This is a genomic window from Curtobacterium sp. MCJR17_043, from assembly GCF_003224315.2.
In the GTDB taxonomy this organism is placed as follows: Bacteria; Actinomycetota; Actinomycetes; order Actinomycetales; family Microbacteriaceae; genus Curtobacterium.
In genome coordinates, this window is record NZ_CP126259.1 from 977,239 (window position 1) to 997,511 (window position 20,273).

Annotated in this window: 16 protein-coding genes and 6 pseudogenes; 12 read left to right on the top strand and 10 right to left on the bottom strand. The window is 70.4% G+C overall.

Going from position 1 to position 20,273, the window contains the following annotated elements; genetic code table 11:
• Positions 1–415: 415 nt before the first annotated feature.
• Both DEJ15_RS05175 and DEJ15_RS05180 read right to left on the bottom strand, forming a co-directional pair.
• Positions 416–865, bottom strand: coding sequence for a glycosyltransferase family 2 protein (locus DEJ15_RS05175; RefSeq protein WP_284175767.1), 450 nt, complete (start codon positions 863–865; stop codon positions 416–418).
• Between the two features lie 100 nt (positions 866–965).
• Positions 966–2,060, bottom strand: a complete 1,095-nt coding sequence (locus DEJ15_RS05180) for a glycosyltransferase (protein ID WP_110823474.1) — start codon at positions 2,058–2,060, stop codon at positions 966–968.
• A 283-nt stretch (positions 2,061–2,343) separates the two neighbouring features.
• On the opposite strand from DEJ15_RS05180, the gene DEJ15_RS05185 reads away from it, so the two are divergent.
• The 3 genes from DEJ15_RS05185 to DEJ15_RS05195 all read left to right on the top strand — a co-directional run bounded on the left by DEJ15_RS05185 (position 2,344) and on the right by DEJ15_RS05195 (position 5,200).
• Positions 2,344–2,586 (top strand): hypothetical protein, encoded by a 243-nt coding sequence (locus DEJ15_RS05185; protein WP_284175769.1) that lies wholly within the window; start codon positions 2,344–2,346, stop codon positions 2,584–2,586.
• Between the two features lie 474 nt (positions 2,587–3,060).
• A complete protein-coding gene (locus DEJ15_RS05190; RefSeq protein ID WP_284175770.1) occupies positions 3,061–4,224 on the top strand; it encodes a DUF4012 domain-containing protein in 1,164 nt (387 codons plus the stop codon).
• Positions 4,225–4,627: 403 nt separating this feature from the next.
• A complete protein-coding gene (locus DEJ15_RS05195) occupies positions 4,628–5,200 on the top strand; it encodes a sortase (RefSeq protein ID WP_110823476.1) in 573 nt (190 codons plus the stop codon).
• Between the two features lie 363 nt (positions 5,201–5,563).
• Here DEJ15_RS05195 and DEJ15_RS05200 read toward each other — a convergent pair whose 3' ends face one another.
• From DEJ15_RS05200 to DEJ15_RS05210, 3 genes are all read right to left on the bottom strand, one after another.
• Entirely contained in the window at positions 5,564–5,827 is a 264-nt protein-coding gene (locus DEJ15_RS05200) for a hypothetical protein (protein WP_284175772.1), read from the bottom strand.
• Entirely contained in the window at positions 5,824–6,984 is a 1,161-nt protein-coding gene (locus DEJ15_RS05205; RefSeq protein WP_258365778.1) for an ATP/GTP-binding protein, read from the bottom strand. The genes DEJ15_RS05200 and DEJ15_RS05205 overlap by 4 nt, the downstream gene beginning before the upstream one ends.
• 72 nt (positions 6,985–7,056) lie before the next feature.
• The gene (locus tag DEJ15_RS05210) at positions 7,057–7,569 is read right to left on the bottom strand and encodes a VanZ family protein (protein ID WP_284175774.1); all 513 of its coding nucleotides are present in this window, start codon (positions 7,567–7,569) and stop codon (positions 7,057–7,059) included.
• Between the two features lie 314 nt (positions 7,570–7,883).
• Between DEJ15_RS05210 and DEJ15_RS05215 the strand changes: the two genes are divergently transcribed.
• The 7 genes and pseudogenes from DEJ15_RS05215 (at position 7,884) to DEJ15_RS05240 (ending at position 15,375) form a co-directional block, all read left to right on the top strand.
• The gene (locus tag DEJ15_RS05215; protein ID WP_110823478.1) at positions 7,884–8,207 is read left to right on the top strand and encodes a hypothetical protein; all 324 of its coding nucleotides are present in this window, start codon (positions 7,884–7,886) and stop codon (positions 8,205–8,207) included.
• Between the two features lie 686 nt (positions 8,208–8,893).
• Positions 8,894–9,820: pseudogene (locus DEJ15_RS17810) on the top strand (hypothetical protein); the annotation flags it as partial.
• Positions 9,821–9,917: 97 nt separating this feature from the next.
• Positions 9,918–10,058, top strand: a pseudogene (locus tag DEJ15_RS17815) (Ig-like domain-containing protein); the annotation flags it as partial.
• 220 nt (positions 10,059–10,278) lie between these two features.
• Positions 10,279–10,884, top strand: a pseudogene (locus tag DEJ15_RS17820) (Ig-like domain-containing protein); the annotation flags it as partial.
• An 82-nt stretch (positions 10,885–10,966) separates the two neighbouring features.
• A pseudogene (locus DEJ15_RS17825) lies at positions 10,967–11,701 on the top strand (Ig-like domain-containing protein); the annotation flags it as partial.
• A gap of 103 nt (positions 11,702–11,804) precedes the next feature.
• A pseudogene (locus DEJ15_RS17830) lies at positions 11,805–11,912 on the top strand (Ig-like domain-containing protein); the annotation flags it as partial.
• 67 nt (positions 11,913–11,979) lie between these two features.
• Positions 11,980–15,375, top strand: a complete 3,396-nt coding sequence (locus tag DEJ15_RS05240; protein ID WP_284175783.1) for a beta strand repeat-containing protein — start codon at positions 11,980–11,982, stop codon at positions 15,373–15,375.
• 95 nt (positions 15,376–15,470) lie between these two features.
• On the opposite strand, the gene DEJ15_RS05245 is transcribed toward DEJ15_RS05240, so the two are convergent.
• On the bottom strand, positions 15,471–16,517 hold the full coding sequence (locus tag DEJ15_RS05245) for an SOS response-associated peptidase (protein WP_284175785.1): 1,047 nt from the start codon (positions 16,515–16,517) through the stop codon (positions 15,471–15,473).
• Between the two features lie 66 nt (positions 16,518–16,583).
• On the opposite strand from DEJ15_RS05245, the gene DEJ15_RS05250 reads away from it, so the two are divergent.
• Positions 16,584–17,267 (top strand): NAD(P)H-dependent oxidoreductase, encoded by a 684-nt coding sequence (locus tag DEJ15_RS05250; protein WP_110823482.1) that lies wholly within the window; start codon positions 16,584–16,586, stop codon positions 17,265–17,267.
• Here the strand turns inward: DEJ15_RS05250 and DEJ15_RS05255 are convergent.
• From DEJ15_RS05255 to DEJ15_RS17835, 4 genes and pseudogenes are all read right to left on the bottom strand, one after another.
• Positions 17,252–17,767 (bottom strand): maleylpyruvate isomerase N-terminal domain-containing protein, encoded by a 516-nt coding sequence (locus tag DEJ15_RS05255; RefSeq protein WP_284175787.1) that lies wholly within the window; start codon positions 17,765–17,767, stop codon positions 17,252–17,254. The genes DEJ15_RS05250 and DEJ15_RS05255 overlap by 16 nt on opposite strands.
• Positions 17,768–17,966: 199 nt before the next feature.
• Positions 17,967–18,425: a hypothetical protein gene (locus DEJ15_RS05260; protein WP_284175789.1), complete on the bottom strand. Its 459-nt coding sequence runs from the start codon at positions 18,423–18,425 to the stop codon at positions 17,967–17,969.
• Positions 18,426–18,515: 90 nt separating this feature from the next.
• Positions 18,516–19,097: an SDR family NAD(P)-dependent oxidoreductase gene (locus DEJ15_RS05265; RefSeq protein WP_284175790.1), complete on the bottom strand. Its 582-nt coding sequence runs from the start codon at positions 19,095–19,097 to the stop codon at positions 18,516–18,518.
• A gap of 67 nt (positions 19,098–19,164) precedes the next feature.
• Positions 19,165–19,485, bottom strand: a pseudogene (locus DEJ15_RS17835) (SDR family NAD(P)-dependent oxidoreductase); the annotation flags it as partial.
• Between the two features lie 85 nt (positions 19,486–19,570).
• Here DEJ15_RS17835 and DEJ15_RS05275 point away from each other — a divergent pair.
• Entirely contained in the window at positions 19,571–20,155 is a 585-nt protein-coding gene (locus tag DEJ15_RS05275; RefSeq protein ID WP_110823486.1) for a TetR/AcrR family transcriptional regulator, read from the top strand.
• Positions 20,156–20,273 lie beyond the last annotated feature (118 nt).

Sequence of the window (20,273 nt, forward strand, 5' to 3'; positions counted from 1 at the left end):
ACGAGCCCTGAGGCCATCGAGCGTACCGCTGAGCGCAGAGGCTATCGGCTGGAGTGATCTCTTCCGGACGACCTGAGCGAGTGTCGATCGACAGACTAGTGCGGGAACGAGGGCGATTCGCCAGCGGTGGCCAAGTAGTCGATGAAGGACGATCAAGTTGCGACTAAAGTAGTAGATGGGTGTTCCATTCGAGCTTTGTTCCACTCGTGCTTCGGGAACGACAACTACCCTTAAGCCGTCACGACGCAATCGTTCGTGTAACTCTACTTCCTCGATGTACATGAAGAATAGTTCGTTGATCCTGTGATGCACAAGCGGATCAGCGCGGTAGAGAACGAAAGCGCCATCCAACCAGCTGCGATCGAGGGTCGCAGGGAACGTCCGTCGGGCGAATTCGGCGTAGCTGGTCTTGTGGTCATGATGCTGTGGGATCCCGCTCACCGCTGCGAATCTTCCGCCGGAGGACCAAATCAGCGCTTTGCCGTCTGCTTCCACGGTTAGAACGGGACCAGCGGCCCCCCACCGTTGGGTCGTTGTCGAGGGCGGAAGCGAGTTTGGCGACGGCGCCCTTCTCTATGACGACCTCGTGCGTCGCGACCAGAATGTAGTCAAAGCGGCGCGCCTCGGCCAGTGTCTGGACGCCCAGGTTGACCGCCGCTCCATAGCCTTTGTTCTCTACGGCAATGAGCGTTACACCAGCAACGAGCGACGCGCGGAGCGACTCCAACTGCTCTGGTTCCTCGCTGTTGTCGATGACGACCACATTGGCCGCAAGTATGCCTTCACCCAACAAACTCGAAACAACGGCTCCGACTGTGTCGTAGTGTTTGTGATGCACGACGACGGCACCGATGTTGTTCTTCATTGCCCCGCTCCTGATTCCGTCGCGCCAAGCTGATGTAGTCCGATTGAGAGAAGTGCGAACGGGGGGCGATCGGGGTGCTTGCGTGATGAGTCGAATCGCGTCACTTTCGCAGTAAGGCTGTCAGCGCCGCTTCGTATCGGGCGCACACAGATTCCCAGCTGTACGCCGCCCTCGCCCTTGCAACTGCTTTCAGTCCCAGTTGATCCTTGTCCTCGGAGGCCATCAGGTTGGATATAGCTTCTGCCATACGCCTCGAATCCAACTCTGTAAATTGGCCGGCGTCCCCGAGCACCTCACGGTTGTACACGGTGTTTCGTGCGACGACGGGAGCGCCGCTAGCCATCGCCTGAACGAGGGCGGGATTCGTTCCGCCTACGCTATGACCGTGAAAGTACACTCCGCTGTGCTGCCAAAGGGACTTAAGTCGGTCATCGCTGCTCACGTGCCCGAGCCAGTGGATGTTGGGTGAAGAAGACGCGAGTTCGGATGCGACCTGGTCGAGAGTCCCGTTGAAACCATCGCTTCCGACGATCACCACGGGCCAACGCTCCGCTATCGTTCGGGCCGCTGCAAAGAACTCGTTCACACTGTTCTCGGGTACGAACCGCGCCACGTAGAGGACGTATCCGCGGTGTTGTAATCCTGGTTGGAGCGGAAGCTCGTCGTGAGGGTCTCCACCGTAGGGGATGAACGTTCCACTGACGTCGAAGTCCACTTCCCAGCGACGGGCGATCTCTCGCGCATCGAACACGAGGTTGTCGGCCCAGCGAGCAGACATCCGTGCTCCGCCTCGGAAGACAGCCTTAGCTGCTCGATTCCACTTTGCTCTGTCCCACTCGATGCCGTCGACATTGAGCAGGGTAGGGATGCCGCGCGCTTTGAGCGCTGGCAAGAAGTATCCGTTCGCAACGTTCATGACGAGGGCGACGTCAGGCTTCTTGAGCAGCGTAGCCGCGGAAGCAGTCGCCCCGAACGAGAGCGTGCTCAAAGACTTCGAGTTCACGCCTCTTGTGTACCTGCTGATCACCCGACGGTCGCGGTCGGGGTCGCTCTCAGCGACCGCGCCCTTACGGCCGTAGGCCGTGACGGACCATCCTGCGTCGACCAAGTACGGTGCGATGCGTCGCACAGCCGTCTCGAACCCGCCGTAGTAGCTCGGGTAGCCGCGTGTGCCGATGATGGCGACTGAAGGCACGGCGCTCTCCGCTCTAGTGTCCCAATGAGTATCTACACCCTAGGGCCTGTTCGGAGGATCCCTCACTGCGCGCTTGTCAGTCGCCACGGCTGACCTGGGGGGTGCCCTTGGCCTCGCGGACCTTCTCGCCGACAGCAGGTGTTCACCGTGTTAGCCGAAGTGTCGAAGGCCGACGACAGCCGTTCGGCCGAGGGCGCCTAACTCGACGTACCCGCGCCCTGATCCTGCGCGACTTTGTGGGCTCGAGGGTCAGTACCGGCTTCACCAACCCTAGGATTGCCACATGTCCGACCTGCCCGAGTCGCGACGCACTGCTGCACGACGTGGGTTCAGGGCCCGGATCGTGCTGTGGATCGTCCTTGCGCTCGTCTTGCTGCTGATCTTCGCTGTCGCCTGGGTAGGCGCAAGGGGACTGCTCGCAAAGCGCCACCTTGAGCAATCGGTCGCGCTCGTAAGCTCGCTCCGCTCTGAGATTGCTGAGGGGGGGATGATGCCGCCACGCGGCGAACAGCAGAGCAGTTGGTAGACCATGCGTCATCGGCGCGGAGATTGACTGCTGACCCGATTTGGAGTGCTGCGCAGCAAACTCCGTTCTTCGGCTCGAACCTCCGAGCGGTGCGCGAGATCGCGGCAGTCGTGGATGACGTGGCGACAGGGACAGTGCAGCCGGCCGTTGGGATTGTCGGAGATATCGGTGGAGACGCTTTCGCACCGAAGGACGGGCGGATTGACCTGCAGCGCCTCATCGATGTGCAGCCGTTGATCGGGGAGGTGACCAAGTCCCTGCAGGTGGCCTCTACGAGGGCGGACGCAATTGACACTGGTTCGACGCTCTCGCCTGTGACTTCTGCGGTCAACCGGTTGCGGAATGCTCTTGAGCCCGTCTCGCAGCAGGCTGCCACAGCTAACAAGGTCGTTCAGCTCGCGCCGGCCATGCTCGGACACGACGGCGACCGTGACTACGTCCTGCTCTTCCAGAACAACGCCGAACTGCGTGCCGGTGGGGGGGATCCCGGGAGCCGTCGCCCTGCTGCAGGTGAAGGACGGGGCGATCAGCCTCGGCAACCAGGCTGCGGGTTCGTCCTTCGGGCCCTACGAAAAGCCGGTTCTGCCGCTGTCTCCAGAAACAACGAGCCTGTACGGCGACATCACCGGGCGGTACATGCAGGACGTCAACCTCACGCCGCGCTTCGACGTCACGGGTGCGCTCGCCCGGGAGATGTGGAAGCAGAAGTTCGGGCAGCAGGTGGATGGTGTCCTGGCGATCGACCCCGTCACGCTCGGCTACATCCTCCGGGCGACCGGTCCGGTGCAGCTGCCGACCGGGGACACGCTCACGTCGGACAACGCAGCGAAGCTCCTGCTCAGCGACGTCTACGCCAAGTACCCGGACCCGGCGGTGCAGGATGCCTTCTTCGCGTCGGCGGCGAGCGCGGTCTTCGAGAAGGTGTCGAGCGGTGGCTTCGACACCAAGGCGTTCATCGGCGCGTTGACCGACGGCACGAAGGACGGGCGACTCCGGCTCTGGAGCGCGGACGAAGCGGAGCAGAAGCAGATCGCTGGTACTGCGGTTGCCGGCACCCTGCCGACCGCGTCGGCGGAGACACGCGAGTTCGGCGTCTACCTCAACGACGGCACCGCCGCGAAGATGGACTACTACCTCGACAAGAAGGTTTCGGTCGGAAGCTCAGTTTGTCGGAAGGACGGCCGTCCGACTTCTGTCGTCGAGGTGACGCTGAAGAACACGGCACCCGCCGACGCTGCAACGAGCCTTCCGCGTTACGTCACCGGTGGCGGCGACTTCGGCACCGAACCCGGCAAGATCAAGACGCTCGTTGCGGTTTACGCTCCCAAGAACGGCATCTACCTCGGGGCTTCGCAGGACGGCAAGGGCGCGGCCCTGCAGACCGCGACGGACGGCGAGCATCCGGTGGCGCAGATCCAGACGCTGCTCGCGCCGGGCCAGAGCACGACCTTCCGCGTCGCGTTCCTCGGGGGAGGCGAAGTTCGCGAAGGCCGGAGTGCAGGCGGAGTCGACGCCCGGCGTCCGTCAGACCAAGGTCGAGCCGCTGCAGTTCGACTGCGCCGAGCCGGTCCCGGTCGGCTGACGGCGGCAAGTGCGCGGACTGTAGGGCACTCGATGACCGCTCTCCTCGCATGGTGAGACGGCGTTTCGCCGAACTACGCGGGCGATCGTGCCCCCAATCCGGGGGGTGCTGGTTGGCCTGAGCAAGCTCCTAGCGGATACAGCTGGTGCCGTGGTCTCCACAAGAGATGGGCGTCGTGAACGTCATGGCCCTCGTGACCTGGGGTTCTCCGTCTCGGGAATGAGGTGCGCGACGCACAGGCGTTCGCGAGCACCTGCTCGCTGGGAGATGACCCAGCCCCTGTTCACGAATTCGTTGCACGAAGGGTGGCAACACTCTGTGAACATCCGCTACATTGAGGGAACTTCGCCAATCGCACGTGCCATGTCTGTGGTCACGGGGGGGGGGGGGATTGACATCTGCGGAGGCAGGGCTCTGGTATCAGGGTCTGTCGGATCAGATCACTAGGGGAACCACTTCATGAAGAAGCTCATCGCCGCGGTCGTGCTGGCTGGCGCCGCACTGCTCGCAACTCCGGCCGCTGCCAACGCAGCTGGCTACGCTCCCGACTCGGACGTCTCGATCTCTGGCAACTACGTCGCCGGTGGCATCGTCGTCATCAACTTCAGCGAAGGCGCCTTCCAGAACAACGAGACGGTCAACGTCCAGATCACCGGCGCCGGCGTCAACGACGCCACGCTCGGCGCCCTGCCCGTGACCACCGTCTCGAAGGCCTACACGGCCGGCGCCGACGGCTCGCTCCCCGTTCGCGTCACCCTCCCGGTGGGCGGCTCGGGCAGCTACAACCTGACCGCCACGGGCGCCACCTCCGGTGTCGTCGGCGTCGCGTCCTTCACCATCGCCCCGGCTGACGTTGCTGCTGGCGCTGGCAACGGCACGGGCACGGCTGCCAACGGCACCAACGGTTCCCTCGCCTTCACCGGTTCGACCGTCTCCACCCTGGCCCTCTGGGTCGCCGGTGGCGCCGTCGTCCTCGGTGGCGGCCTGCTCGTCGTGCGCGGCTCGGTCCGTCGCCAGCGCGAGACTGTCTGAGCTACAGCTCACTGAGCGAGACCCCCCGGAGCCGTCAGGCTCCGGGGGGTCTCGTCGTGTCCAGGGGGGCTACGTCACGTCACGACGAGGAGGATGCCGACGACGCCGATGACGGCGAGCGGCGCGACCACCCAGAGCCACCAGGGGAAAGCGGAGGGACGACGGTACTGTCTGCGATTCGGGTTCACACGCCGACCGTAGGGCGGTGAGGTGTCCGGCGGACGGACACTGCGCCTCCTGGTAGGTGCACGCGGAGGATTCTCGGCTGGCCGTCACACGTCGGACACAGCGGCGGGCGCCTTCGGCAACTCCCACACCTCTGCGTACCGCTCCCGCACGAGCGGCCAGACCTGCGCGACCGCGTCATCGACGGACCGCACCGAGTCGCTGAGCGGCGGGGTCAGCACGAACTCGTGGGGGGATGGGCCGCCCGGAGCGGTCCCGGCGCCCTTCAGGATCGGGGAAGCGCACGGCGAGCATCCCGGAACGACGGCGGACGACGGCGGGCACGTCACGCACCCCGTCGAACGCCTGCTCGTAGCGGGCAAGCGGGTCCTGCCCTGGCTGCTCGGTCGACAGGAACCGGAAGCCCCACGTGCGACCCCGGGTCGCCCAGATGAAGCTCACGACTCACCCCGGCGCAGCACGCGCTGCTCGACCCCGCGGTCCAGGTCCTCGGCGAAGCGTGCGAGCACGCGAGAGGTGAACTCCTGCTCGGCCACCGCCTCGTCCTTGATCTTCGCGACGCGCTTCGTGGCGAAGCTGACGGCCCGGGAACCGATGCCGCCACCGATCCAGCCCGCAGCCGCACCGACGAGCGGGGACTTGCCGTAGCGCGAGGTCGCCAGGAACCCGACGACGGGCCCGACGAACTTCAACAGCTGCTCCGCTACCTGCGCCCCGCGCTGCCGGGTCGTCGCCCACTTCGCGAAGCGCTCGAACGGCAGCATCGCGGTGATGGGCAGGAGCAGGTCCACGCCGGTGCGGGTCGTCACGTCGATGTTCCCCGGCTCGAACTTCGCCGACGACAGCAGCAGGAAGTCCTCACCGACGTCGAGTGCGTCCGGGTCCTGCACGAAGCTTTGCAGCACGTCGCGGAGTTCGTCGAGCTCCCCGCCGGCCTTGCCGATGACGAGCTCCCGGAACGCCTCGACGTCGATGTCGGGCAGCAGGTCCGCCTTGGAGAGCGCCAGGGTCCAGATCCGCGGGAAGCGGGTGAGCCGCTTGCCGTCCTCGAGCACGTCGTCACGAAGGGCGTAGAGCCCGGTGTGGAAGTCGGTGATCAGGGCCTTCAGGTAGCGCTCTTCCTCGCCGGTGTGCTCGGCGAGGAGCTGCCCGTCGACGAGCAGCACGGCGACGTCGGCGCTGAGGAGCGACCGGAAGGTCTCGACCCGGCGCGCGGCCTCGTCGGCGGAGCTCGGATCCTCCTCGAACCACTCGCCGGGGTAGTCGTGCCACACGATCCGCAGGGGCTTCATCGCCTTCTGCCTCGACCGGCCCTTCGGCAGGGAGTCCGCCGACGGCTCGATGACGAAGCGGTACGAGGTCGAGGCGAACCGGGTCGGGCTGGGCACGGTGTCGCCGTCGCGCATGCCCAGGTAGTTGCGGTGCAGCGTGCGGCCCTGTGCACGGTCCTCGGCGGTCACGGCGAACCGGTTCGATCGTCGGACGCTCGGCTCCTGGGCGGAGCCGTAGAACGACGAGAGCAGGACGGTCTTGCCGCTGCCACTCCCGCCGAAGACGGCGATGTGCTGCTCCACCATCGGGGTGCTGTTCGAGGCCATGCATCGACCGTAGGCGGGGGGCACGTGCGGAGAGGCTGAGCCGCCCTCGAGTGGATGAGCCGCGAGCGGCCGTCAGCGCCGTCGCCGCGCGGCCACCCCGAGCAGCACGACTCCGAGCAGCGCCCCGACGACGGCGCCCATCGTGTTCGCCACCACGTCGTCGATCGTCGCGAACCGTGCCGGCAGGAACAGCGCCTGGCCGGTCTCGATGGCGGCGCCGACGAGCAGCCCCGCCGCCGCGCCGGCCCACCACCAGCGGGCCCCGGCGAGCAGCACGACGAGCAGTCCCAGCGGCACGAAGAACGCCACGTTGGCCAGGGACTCGAACAGCTCGTACCCGAACCAGCTCGGCGCTCCGCGTCGTTGTGCCGCGGCGACCACGCGGGCGAGCAGCGGTTGCACGCGTGCGTCGACCGGGGTGCCCCAGAACCCGATGAGGACCACCGCCACCCCGTAGCCCACGGCGAGCACCCCGGCGACGCTGCAGCTCCGCCCGGTCGCGTGCGCGCTCGTGCTGCCGTGGCGCCGCAGGGCGTTGCCGGACCCGGCCATGCGGCCGACGGGCGCCGACGGCACGTCGTGCACGCGGTCGTCCGGTCGATCAGGGGTCACGGGGAGTGACGCTACCGGGGCGGGCCTCCAGGCCGGGTCCGCCGGCCGGCGGATCTCCGCACGGGAGGCCCGGCCTACGTCCGCCGCGTTTCGTCCAGATCGCGAGTACCCCGCTTTGTCCCCTGTACCCCGGAAACGTGACGTGTTGTCCCGGTTTTCCGGGGCTCGATACCGACGCGGATCAGGAGAACCCGTGAATGCACGGGGCTGGCTGGTGGGGCGGGGACGTCCCCCCGTACCGTTGATCCCGCAAGCAGATGTACCCCAGAACGTGAAGGAGCAGGGCCATGACGATCATCAGCCACGACGCGCACCAGGTCGAGGTGACCCTCGACACGGACACCGTCGACACGATCGCCGTGCTCGAGGCCCAGGTGGCCCACACTCCCTCCCGCGCCATGCTCACGTGGACCGAGGTCGAGACCGGCCTCTGGTCCGCCAACTACGGCGGCTACTTCGGTGGCACGGTCGACAAGCGGGACGGGCACTACTTCGTGTCCGACACGTTCGGCCAGTACGTCGGGGACTTCCGCTCGCTGGAGGACGCACAGTCGCGTCTCGCCGAGCGCCTGCACATCGTGCTCCCGTCCGTCATCCGACCGGTCGACTGACCGAACCCGACACGGAGCACGCAGAAGCGAAGCACCACCCGGAGGCCTGACCTCCGGAACAGCATGACCGAGGCCCCGCCGGAACACCGGCGGGGCTTCGACGTTGCCGGGGGAGGCGAGCCGGAGCGGGGACGAGGTGCAGGGCCAGAACCGGCCCGCGGGGGGCCCGGTGTCCTGTCCCCAGTCCGGGGGGCGTGTACCCCGTCGTCTGACACTGGTCCCCCCCTACTGGGGACTCTGCTTGTCCCCATACGGCTTCAGCTTCCTGCCAGGATCGGGATCGGCGTCGGCTGCCGTTCCCCGAGTCCCTCGGGTCCTCGAACGCGCCAGGCGCGCTGTCTCGACCCGAAAGTGACCCATGCTGCCTGCTCCCCAGGGCTCCGCCGTGCCCCGCCGCACGTCCGGCCTCCGCCCCCCTCGCCATGCTCGGCGCCGCACTGCTCGTCGGCGCAGGGCTCAGCACGGCGGCCACCGTCGCGACCACCGCTCCGGCCTCGGCCGCGGTGCAGGCGACGGACGGCGGACACTTCGTCTGCGACCAGAACACGCTGTACGCCTCGAACAGCGCAGGCAAGGTCGTCGCGATCGACAGCACGCAGGGCACGAGCAAGGGCTCGACCGTGGACGTCGCCGACCTCGGCACCGGGGCGAACAACGGCCTCGGCATCGCACGCGAGGGCACCGCGATGTACGCCGCGGGCAACAACACCACCGCCACGCTGCGGTCCTACGACCCGAAGACCGGGACGGCCTCGTCGCCGGTCGCCACCGACAAGGTCCGGACGATCATCCGCGGCGCGGTGAACCCGGTCACGGGCTACTACTACTACGGCGACAACGCCGGCGCGCTCCTGGCGTACGACCCCGTGACGAAGAAGGCCATCGGACAGGTCGGACAGATCACCGGCCTGAAGTCCGGCAACGGCGACTTCGCCTTCAGCTCGCAGGGGCTCTTCTTCGTCGTCGCGGCGGACAAGGTCTACCGGGTCAACACGGAGGCCGTCCCGACGGCCCCCGGCCAGACGGACCTGGGCACCACCGAGATCGCGACCCTGCCGTCGGGCACGAACAGCCCCGGCATCGCGTTCTCGTCGGACGGCTACCTCTACGTCTCGAACACGACCACCAGCGGCACCGGCACGAGCACCGTCTCGACGACCACCATCTACCAGCTCGACCCCACCTCGGGCACCCAGGTCCGGAGCTTCCCGGTCACCGGGAACTTCGGTGCGAGCGACCTCGCCAGCTGCAACTACGCCGACACGGTCACGGGTCGCACGAGTGTCGACCAGCGTTGGCACACGGGCGACCAGTTCGGCCTCGACATCACCGGCGACGGCATCACCGCGACGAGCAAGGGCACGTCCACCGTCACGACCGGCAGCGCCACCGGACTGCAGGACCAGAAGGCCGGCGCGATCCTCACGACGCCGGGCAAGAAGTACACGGTCACCCAGAAGGCCGCCGGGACCGCCGACCTGGCGGACTACGACACCACGTGGAAGGCCGTCGACGTCAACAGCGGCACCGTCGTGGCGTCCGGCACCGGCTCGACCGCCGCCTTCACCTTCCCGCAGGCCGTGGGCTCCGACGGCACCGACGTCGTCGTGACCTTCACGAACCGGATGCGGCTCGTCCGCGCCACCACCACGGCGGACACGTACTCGACCCCCCGTCGGCACCGCGCTCACCATCCCGGCCGCAGGCGTCCTGCGGAACGACGCGGGCACCGGCCTCACGGTCACGAAGCACACCGACCCGGCCCACGGCACCCTGACGATGACCGCGGCGGACGGCAGCTTCGCGTACACCCCGGCCGCCGGGTTCTCCGGGACGGACCAGTTCGACTACACCGCGACCGACGGCGGCGGGCAGAGCTCGACGAGCACCGTCACCATCACGGTCACGCCGACCGCGGTGGACGACGCCTTCAGCGTGCACGCCGGGTCGACCGCCACGGCCGGCGCCGCCGACGGCGTCCTCGCGAACGACCGCGGCTCGCGCCTGACCGTCACCGGCAACAGCGCCCCCCGCGCACGGCTCGCTGACGGTGGACGCCGACGGGTCGTACGTGTACACGCCGACCGCCCGGTTCTCCGGCGCGGACTCCTTCACCTACACCGCGGAGGACGGCGCCGGCGCGACCATCACCGGCAGCGTCAGCATCACCGTCCTGCCGACCGCGAAGGCCGACACCATCAGCGCGACCGCGGGCGAGACCACCACGGTCGCCGCTCCCGGACTGCTCGGCAACGACCTCGGCACCGACCTGACCGTCGCCGGGACCACCACGCCCGCACACGGCACCGTCGTGGTCGCCAAGGACGGCACCACCACCTACACGCCGGCCCCGGGCTACTCCGGCACCGACGGGTTCGACGTGACCGTCGTCGACGGCAACGGGAAGTCCGACACCGTCACCGTGACCGTCCGGGTCGCCCCGAAGGCCGTCGACGACACCGCCACGGTGGACGCCGGCAGCTCCGTCAGCACGACCACCCGCGCGACCGGGGTGCTCGGCAACGACGCCGGCGACGGCCTCCGCGTGGCGACCTCGAGCACCCCGGCACACGGCACGCTGGTGCTCGACGCCGCCGCAGGCACCTACACCTACACGCCCGCCGACGGGTTCTCCGGCACCGACCGCTTCGACTACACCGCCACGGACGCCACCGGTGCGACGACCTCGGCCACGGTGACGATCACCGTGCGACCGTCCGCCACCGCCGACGCCGCGACCACCCCCCGCGAACCGGCCCGTGACCGTCGACGTGCAGGCGAACGACCACGGCACCGGACTCACCACCGCCGTCGTCAGCCAGCCGGCTCACGGCACGGTCGCGGTCGGGACCGACGGCACCGTGCAGTACTCGCCCGTCGCCGGCTCCTCCGGCACCGACTCCTTCACCTACACGGTGACCGACGCCGCCGGGCAGACCACCGGCCCCGTGGTCGTCACGATCACGGTCACCCCGGTCGCGACGGCCGACACCGCCGGCGGCAAGGCGGGCCAGACCGTCACGATCGCCGCGGCCACGCTCCTCGGGAACGACGCCGGCACCGGCCTCACGGTCACGAAGGTGACCGGTGCCGCGCACGGCACCGCCACGCTCGGAGCCGACGGCTCCGTCGTCTACACGCCGGCAGCCGGGTTCTCCGGGACCGAGACCCTCACGTACACGGTGACCGACGCCTCCCGGCAGACCACCACGGCGACGATCACCGTCCTCGTCGGACCGATGGCGATGCGCGACAGCGCCACCGTCACGGCCGGGTCGACGCTGACCGTGCCGAAGGCGACCGGTGTCCTGGCGAACGACCGCGGCTCCGACCTGACCGCGACCGTCGACCAGCGGCCCGCGCACGGCACCCTCGCGCTCGCGGCCGACGGCTCGTACACGTACACGCCCGCGGACGGCTTCTCCGGCAAGGACACGTTCACGTACACGGCGACGGACGGCTCCGGCACCCCGGCGACCGGCCTCGTCACCGTCACCGTGAAGCCGAGCACCGGTGACGACACGCTCACCACCGTCGCGGGGCAGTCGCTCGTCGTGACCTCGGGGGGCCCTGACCGGCAACGACTCCGGCGTCGGCCTGACCGTCACCGCCGTCACGGACGGAGCGCACAGCACCGTCACCCTCGGCGCCGACGGCTCGATCACCGTCACCCCGGCGGACGGCTTCTCCGGCACGGACACCTTCGGCTACACGGTCACGGACGCGAACGGATCGACCGGCACCGGGACCGTGACCATGGTGGTCGCCCCCCGTGGCGGCAGCCGACTCCGGCACGGTCCGGGCGGGGGAGACCCTGGCCCGCACCACCCGCGCGACCGGCGTGCTCGGCAACGACTCCGGCACCGGCCTGACCGTCGCGAGCCACACCGAGCCGACCTCCGGCGTCCTCGTCCTCGACGCGACCACCGGTGCGTTCCGGTACACGCCGGTCGACGGCTTCTCCGGCGACGACTCGTTCACGTACACGGCCACCGACACCGCCGGGACGCCCGTGACCGCCACGGTGCGGCTCGTCGTCACCCCGGTGGCGCAGGACGACACCGCGGCGACCTCGGCGAGCCGGCCGACGACGATCGACGTCCAGCGCAACGACGCCGGGTCCGGGCTCCGCACGGCCGTCGTCACGAAGCCGACCAACGGCACGGCCGTCGTCGAGCGCTCCGGCGCCGTCACGTACACGCCCGCCGCCGGCTTCTCCGGCACGGACTCCTTCACGTACGAGGTCACCGACGCCGCCGGGCGGACCACCGACCCGGTGACCGTGACCGTCACGGTGCGGCCCGTCGCGACGGCGGACACCGTCGGCACCGCCTCCGGCCGGCCGCTCACCGTCGCCGCGGCGACGCTGCTCGGGAACGACTCCGGCAGCGGCCTCACCGTCACGGGAGTGAGCGGTGCCGCACACGGAGCCGTCACCCTCGGTGCGGACGGCTCGGTCGTCTACACGCCGGAGCGCGGGTTCTCCGGGACCGAGACCCTGACGTACACGGTGACCGACGCCTCCGGGCAGTCCGCGACCGCGACGGTCCTGGTCGTCGTCGGGCCGATGGCGATGCGTGACAGCGCCACCGTCACCGCCGGCTCGACGCTGACCGTGCCGAAGGCGACCGGTGTCCTGGCGAACGACCGCGGCTCCGACCTGACCGCGACCGTCGACCAGCGGCCCGCACACGGCACCCTCGCGCTCGCGGCCGACGGCTCGTACACGTACACGCCCGCAGACGGCTTCTCCGGCAAGGACACCTTCACGTACACGGCGACCGACGGCTCGGGCAACGCGGCGACCGGCGTCGTCATGGTCCTCGTCACCCCGAGCGCCGGCGACGACACCCGCACGATCCCGGCCGGGCACCCGGTGACCGCCACCTCGGCCTCGCTCACCGCCGACGACTCCGGCACCGGGCTGGTCGTCACCGGCGTCACGAACGGCGCCTCCGGCACCGCCACGGTCGACGTGGACGGCTCCGTCACGTACGTGCCCGCCGCCGGCTGGTCGGGCATCGACCACGTCACCGTCACCGTGACCGACGCCTCCGGCAGCACCGCGACCAGCACCCTGACGATCACCGTCACGCCGGTCCTCGCCGCCTCCGACTCGAGCGCCACCGCGGACGGCGAGCTCGTCGTCCCCGCCGACCAGGGTGTGCTGCAGGGCTCGACCGGCACCGACCTGCAGGTCACCGACCACACCGCACCGGACCACGGCGCCGTCGAGGTCGACCGGGACGGCTCGTACACGTACACGCCGAAGCCGGGCTACTCCGGCCCGGACACGTTCGACGTGACCGTGACCGACGGCTCCGGCACCACCACGACCGGCACCGTGACGATCACCATCGTCCCGAAGGCCGTCGACGACACCGCCAGCACCACGGTGGGCACCCCGGTCGCGGTCGCCGTGGCCGGCAACGACTCGGGCACCACGCTCCGCGTCAGCGGCGTCGGCACCGCTGCCCAGGGCGCTCCGACGAACGGCACCGTGGGCGTCACCGGCGCGGGGACGGTGACGTACGTCCCCGCTGACGGGTTCTCCGGCACCGACCGGTTCCGCTACACCGTGGTCGACCCGACCGGCGGCACCGCCTCGGCGACCGTCACCGTCACCGTCACCCCGACGGCCGTCGACGACGTGCTGAAGACCCCCGCGGGTACGCCGCTCGCCATCGTCGGCACGACCCTCACCGGCAACGACTCCGGCACCGGCCTGACCGTCACCGGCCACGGCGACGCCCGCCGGGGCACCGTCACCACGGGCACCGACGGCGGACTCGTCTACACGCCGGCGGCCGGCACCTCCGGGACCGACCGCTTCCGGTACGAGGTGACCGACGCCTCCGGGCAGACCACCGCGGCCACCGTCGTCGTCCTGGTCGGTGCCGTCGCCGGCGACGACTGGAGCACCACGACGACGAACGGCGTCGTCCGGATGTCCGCGGCGAAGGGCGTCCTGTCCGACGACGCCGGCACCGGGCTCTGGGCGTCGCTCGACGTCGAGCCGCGGCACGGACGGATCGCGCTCGCGAAGGACGGGTCGTACGAATACACCCCGACCGCCGACTGGTCCGGCCGCGACTGGTTCACCTACACGGCGCACGACTCCGAGGAGAACACCGCCGTCGCCCTCGTCGCGATCGACGTCACCCCGACCGCGACCGACGACGCCACCCGCACGAGTGCCGGCAAGCCCGTCACCGTGCGCGGCCCCGGCGTCCTCGGCAACGACTCGGGCACCGACCTGACCGTCGTCGCCGTCGGCACGGCAGCGCACGGCACCGCCACACTCGCCGCGGACGGCACGTTCGTCTACACCCCGGCAAAGCGGTTCTCCGGCGTCGACACCGTGCCGTACACGGCGCAGGACGCCGCCGGCCAGCGCACCGACGCGACCGTCACCGTGACCGTCGGGGTCACCGCGGTCGACGACACCGGCAGCACCGTCGCCGGCACACCGCTCGCCGTCGACGCCCGGCACGGCCTGCTCCGCAACGACGACGGCACCGCGCTCACCACGGGCCTGCACCGGAAGGCCGAGCACGGCACGGTCCGCGTGCTCGCCGACGGGTCGTACGTCTACACGCCGGCCGCGGGCTTCACCGGGACGGACACGTTCGTGTACACGGTGACCGACGCCTCCGGGCAGACGACCACCGCGACCGCGACCATCCGGGTCGTCGCCGCAGCGGTCGCCCGCGACGACGAGCGCACCGGCCGGACGGGCGAACGCCTGACCGTCACACCGCTCGGGAACGACACCCCGACCGGCGGCAGCACGTTCGACACCGACACCCTGCACCTGCTCGACCCCGCCACCGGGCACATGACCGACCGCTTCACCGTGGACGGATCCGGCACCTGGAGCGTCGAGGACGGTGCGGTCACCTTCACCCCGGAGCGCGACCACCACGGCACGCTGACGGCCGACTACACGGTCCAGGACACCGCCGGACAGGTCGTCACCGCGACGATCACCGTCCGGTACCCGACCGGGCTCGCCGCCGTCGTGCACGTCGCGACGCTCGCCTTCACCGGCAGCACCGGGCTGCTCGGGCTCGGGCTCGGGGCGTTCGCCCTCGTGCTCGCCGGAGCCGCGCTGCTGCTCCGGCGGCGGATGGTCGCGCCGGTGAGCGGACCGCGTCGGCGCGGCTAGGCGCGCAGCACCGGACGGGAGGCCCGACCTCGGTGAGTCGACAGGCTCGCGGGGGGTCGGGCCTCCCGTCCGTCGGCGGCGTCGCCGGGGCGGTGTCACCGGGTGGTCACGGTCTCGAGGAGGGCTTGTGGTGGTCTCGTCGGCAGCGGTAGAACGGACCGGCGTCCACGCAGTCGCGAGGGTGGCTGCGGCGCGAGGGGGGAAGGTCGACCACACGCCATGTCCAGGACCGCCGCGACGGTGATCGCGCAGGAAGTACACAACCCCGTCATCCCCATCGGGTACGACATCGCCTGGAGCATCTGCCTGGTGCTCGTCCTCCTCGTGATCTCCGCCGCGATCTGGCTGCTCGTCCGGACGGCCACGCGGGCAACCCGCCGTGGGTCCACGCAGACCGGGGAACGGACGGTCAGGCGACCGGGTCGATGAGGTGCGGGCCGTCGTTCCGGACGCTGTTCACCGTGCGGGCGACCTCGTACTGCTGCAGGCCGGCAGCGACCTCGAGCGACTCCCGGTCGAGCAGGGCGAGCAGGTCGTCCGTGCCGGCACCCTCGCCGAGCCAGGCGTCGTAGCCGTCGGGGGGTGAGGAACGCCGGCATGCGGTCGTGCACCTCGCCCGGGGCCACGTGGGCGTCCCGCGTGATGATCGCGAGCGACAGGCGCCACTTGTCCGGGTCGTCCTCGGGCTTGGTCGGGTCCGGCCAGGCGCTCACCACGCCCGCCATCGCCAGCGCGCCGCCGGGCTCGTGCACGAAGTGGGGTTCCTTGCCGTCCTCGCGCACGACCCACTCGTAGTAGCCCTGCGCGGGGACGATGCAGCGGTTCGTGGCGAAGGCCCGCTTGAACATGCCGCTCGTCGCCACGGTCTCGATGCGGGCGTTGATCGGCTTCGGGCGCTGCTTGGCGAAGTCCTTCGCCCAGCTCGGCACGAAACCCCAGCTGATCTGCGGGAGCTCGCGCTGCCCGTGCCGCTGCCGGACCGCGTACACGGGGTCGGTCGGCGCGACGTTCCAGCTCGGCGCGAGGCCGGTGCGCACCTCGCCGGTGTCCTCGTCGACGTGCTCGGTGCGCGCGGCGAGCTCACCGACGAGCTCGGGCAGGAGGTCAGCGGTGGTGTCGGAGACGACGAAGCGGCCACACATGCGACCAGTGTGCCCGGACCCGCCGACGTCGGTCCGGGCTCAGCCGGGTCCGCTTGACTGACGGCCGTGCAGACCCTCATCGTCACCGCCCACCCCGACCCGGACTCGCTCACGGCGGGCATCGCCCGACAGCTGCAAGCCGCCTTGCACCCCGGCGAGGTCGAGCTGGTCGACCTCGCCGCCGAGGGGTTCGACCCGCGCTTCGGCCCCGCTGACCGGGACGCCTACCGCGGCACCGGTGCGCTCCCCGACGACGTTGTCCGCGAGCAGCAGCGGCTCGACGCCACCGACCACCTCGTGCTGGTGTTCCCCGTCTACTGGTGGTCGATGCCGGCGCTCCTCAAGGGCTGGGTCGACCGCGTCTTCGTCAACGGCTGGGCGTTCGACGTCGACCCGGCCGGTGGGACGCGGCGGAACCTCGGCCGCCTCACCGTGCACCTGCTGACGGTCGCCGGTGACGCGGCCGGGACGTACGAGCGGCACGGCTACGAGCAGGCGATCCGGACGCAGATCGAGCACGGCATCGTCGACTACTGCGGAGCGGTCCGCGGGGCGACCGCCTTCGTGCACGAGTCCGAGCAGGACGACGACGCGGCACGCCGAGCCCTCGTCGACGGCGCCGTCCAGCGGATCGCGCGGGCCGTCAGCGGTGCGGTCGGCGTCGATGGTGCTGCCGGCGTCGGTGGTGCTGGTGCTGCCGGTGTCGGGGCTGCCGGTGTCGTCGGGGCTGACGGTCAGAGCACGGAGTAGCCCGCCGGCAGGGGACCCCTGCCGGTCAGGGCGGCGAGCAGCAGCGGGCCGTCGCCGCGGTGCGCCCCGACCTCGGCGAGCAGCACGGCGGCGCCGACCACCGCTGGCTGCGGCGGGGCGAACGGGACCGTGGTGCCCGCTGCGCCCGCGGCGCGCGTGATGTCGCTGCCGTGCACGACCAGTTCGACCATCCGGGTGCGCAGGTACTCCTCGACCGGCAGACGGAGGCCGCCGACCACCGAGATGCGGGCGCCCGACGGGACCGCCGCGAGAGCAGCCAGGCCGTCGTCGCGAGCGGCCGACACCGCGGCGGCCGGATCGGTGCCCAGCGAGCTGCCGGCCGAGACACCGCGCGCGGCGACCTCGTCCGGGTCGGTCGCCGTGCCGGTCGCGGTCCGGAGGTAGTCCACCGCGTCGGAGAGGTCGGTCACGGTCGTCGTGCTGCGTCGGGACTCCGGGGCGGTGTCGTCGTGGTGGAACGCCGTGGCGTACGTCGCCACCGTGACGAGCGCCCGGTTCGTGTGTCCGACGAGCGCGCGGAGGTCCCAGACGCCGAGCGCCGGCGCGGACCACAGCGCTGCGTCCTCGGCGGGGGGAGGGCAGCGCGGCGACCAGGTCGACGAATGACTGCGCGGTCGCGGCGAACAGTGCGCGGGTGTCCATGGGCTCATCCTGCCGTGACGGTCACCGGTTGCGACCTCAGACGTCGGGCAGGCCGACCTTCGACCCGGACGGGAACCGGTTCCGGCCGGTCGGGGTGGTCGATCCCGGCCCGGTCGGCGGGAGAGCAGCGGCGGCACGGTGGGCGCGCTCCGCCCGGCCGAGCCGGAGGATGCGGTCGGGAACGAGTCCGAGGTAGCCGAAGACCGCGAGGAACCCGAGACCGTGGCGACCTCCGAGCAGGAGCGCCACGACACCGATGAGCGCGAACCCCAGGAGGCCAGGCGCCGCACGCATGACGTCGACCACGAGCGTCCGGCGTACCAGGGCAGTGTCGTTGAGGACGGCCGCCCGGTCGTCGGCCTCGATGTCGGGCATCCTGCGGCCGAGGTACCGCTGCACCGAGTGCCGAGCGATCCGCATCGTGTCCGGTCGGACCTGGTATCCGTTGATCGTCGCCGGCGGTTCGTCCCTGCGGCGCACCGGGAAGCGCGACACCGTGATGAGTCCGGCCGCCAGCGCCCCCCAGGACGACGACGAGTGGGGAAAGCCCCGGACCGACGTCCATCCAGCCGGTCCCTGCGTCGGTCACTGCGAGCAGCACACCGATGCCGACCGCGACGACACCGCCGACCACCAGGGCACGTCGGAGCCGGTCGACGGACACGTCCTGCCGGAACTGCGTGCGGAACACCTGCCAGCCGAGTCGGTACACGTCCCCTGTCTACCGCTCATGCCTCCTCGGCGGCCGTCCTGGTGTAGGGACGAGGTCAGGCCGTCGTCCTCGGGGAGGAGTCGGCCAGGCGCAGGACCGTCCGCCGCGGGAGCAGCGGCGCGATGCGACTGGTCCGCGTGTTCGCACTGCCCGAGACGGCGCTGACCGGGGGGCGTCGGCTTGTCGAGGGCCCGGAACGCGGCCGCCACGACCTGCTCGGGCGTCTCGAAGCGCACCCGACCCTCGTCCGTGCCGGAGTTCCGGTAGAACTCGGTCTTCGTCGGACCGGGCGAGAAGGCCATGACGGTGACCCCGGCGTCGCGCAACTCGTACGCCAACGCCTCGGTGAACCGCAGGACGAAGGCCTTCGAGGCTGCATAGACCGCCATCCCCGGCGTCGGCATGTACGCCGTGAGGCTCGCGACGTTGAGCAGCACGCCGCGGCCGGAGGACACGAGCCGGGGGGAGGAACGCGTGGCACACGTCGACGACGGCGTCGATGTTGACGGCGAGCTGGTCCTCGAGTTCGGACGGCGTGCTGTCCACGAAGTCGCGGGTCAGACCGATGCCGGCGCAGTTCACCACCGTGTCCACGCGGACGCCCAGCCGGTCGAGTTCGGTGAGCAGGCGCGTGCCGCTCGCTGGCTGCGTGAGGTCGAGCGGCACGACGGTCACCACCCTTCCGTGCGCGGCCCGGAGTGACTGCGCCAGATCCTCGAGGACGTCGGCCCGGCGCGCGACCAGCACCAGGTCGGCTCCGCGCGCGGCCAGGGAACGGGCGAACTCGCGTCCGATGCCGGAACTCGCGCCGGTGACGAGCGCTGTGGTGTCGGTGTGGTCCATGGACTGCTCCTTCGAGGTTGACGGGTGTAAACCTACGTGCAGGGGTTAACGGGTGTCAACCTCTCGTGCGTGCAACAGTTGCTCCATGACGAACACGTCGCGTACCCGCACGGGCGACCAGCTACGGGACGACCTCCTCGCAGCCGCGACGGACCTGTTGTCGCAGCGCCTGGCCGTCACGCCGCCGTCCCTCAGGGAGACCGCGCGTGCCTGTGGCGTCTCGGCGACCGCCGTGTACCGGCACTTCCCGTCCCAGCAGGCGCTGCTCATCGCCGTGGCCAGCCAGAGCCTCACCGCGCTCACCACGGCGATCGGCGACGCAGGCGCGAGCGAGTCGACCGACGACCGCGCCACGGCGTTGCGGACCACGGCGAGCGCGTACGTCACCTGGGCGGTCGCGAACCCCGGCGCGTACCAGCTGCTGTTCGAGGGGCGGGACCTGCTGGAGGACCCGGCGACGGTCGAGTCCGGGATCGACCGACTGCAGAGCCGCCTCGACGCCCTCCTCGTCGGCCTGCCCGCGGGCGACCGGGACGAACGGTTGCAGGCGGACCTGCTCTGGATCGCCCTGCACGGTCTGGTCGTCACGCGCATCCGGAAGACCCGGCAGCAGTGGGAGCGGTCGGTCGTCGCGGACGCGACGGCGCTCGTCGACACCTTCATCAGCTGAACCGACCGGCGGACGCTCGCGTGCGCGGGAGTCCGGACACGCCCGACGCCGCTCGCCAGCCGGGCCGACGAGCAGCGCCGTCCCGCGCCTCCCCCAGCGATCGTCCAGCCACGGTCGC

Excerpts from the sequence above, each read along its gene's own strand:
- DEJ15_RS05175 (WP_284175767.1), bottom strand. The coding sequence starts at position 865 with ATGAAGAACAACATCGGTGCCGTCGTCGTGCATCACAAACACTACGAC.
- DEJ15_RS05185 (WP_284175769.1), top strand. The coding sequence starts at position 2,344 with ATGTCCGACCTGCCCGAGTCGCGACGCACTGCTGCACGACGTGGGTTC.
- DEJ15_RS05195 (WP_110823476.1), top strand. The coding sequence starts at position 4,628 with ATGAAGAAGCTCATCGCCGCGGTCGTGCTGGCTGGCGCCGCACTGCTC.
- DEJ15_RS05205 (WP_258365778.1), bottom strand. The coding sequence starts at position 6,984 with ATGGCCTCGAACAGCACCCCGATGGTGGAGCAGCACATCGCCGTCTTC.
- DEJ15_RS05215 (WP_110823478.1), top strand. The coding sequence starts at position 7,884 with ATGACGATCATCAGCCACGACGCGCACCAGGTCGAGGTGACCCTCGAC.
- DEJ15_RS05245 (WP_284175785.1), bottom strand. The coding sequence starts at position 16,517 with ATGTGTGGCCGCTTCGTCGTCTCCGACACCACCGCTGACCTCCTGCCC.
- DEJ15_RS05275 (WP_110823486.1), top strand. The coding sequence starts at position 19,571 with ATGACGAACACGTCGCGTACCCGCACGGGCGACCAGCTACGGGACGAC.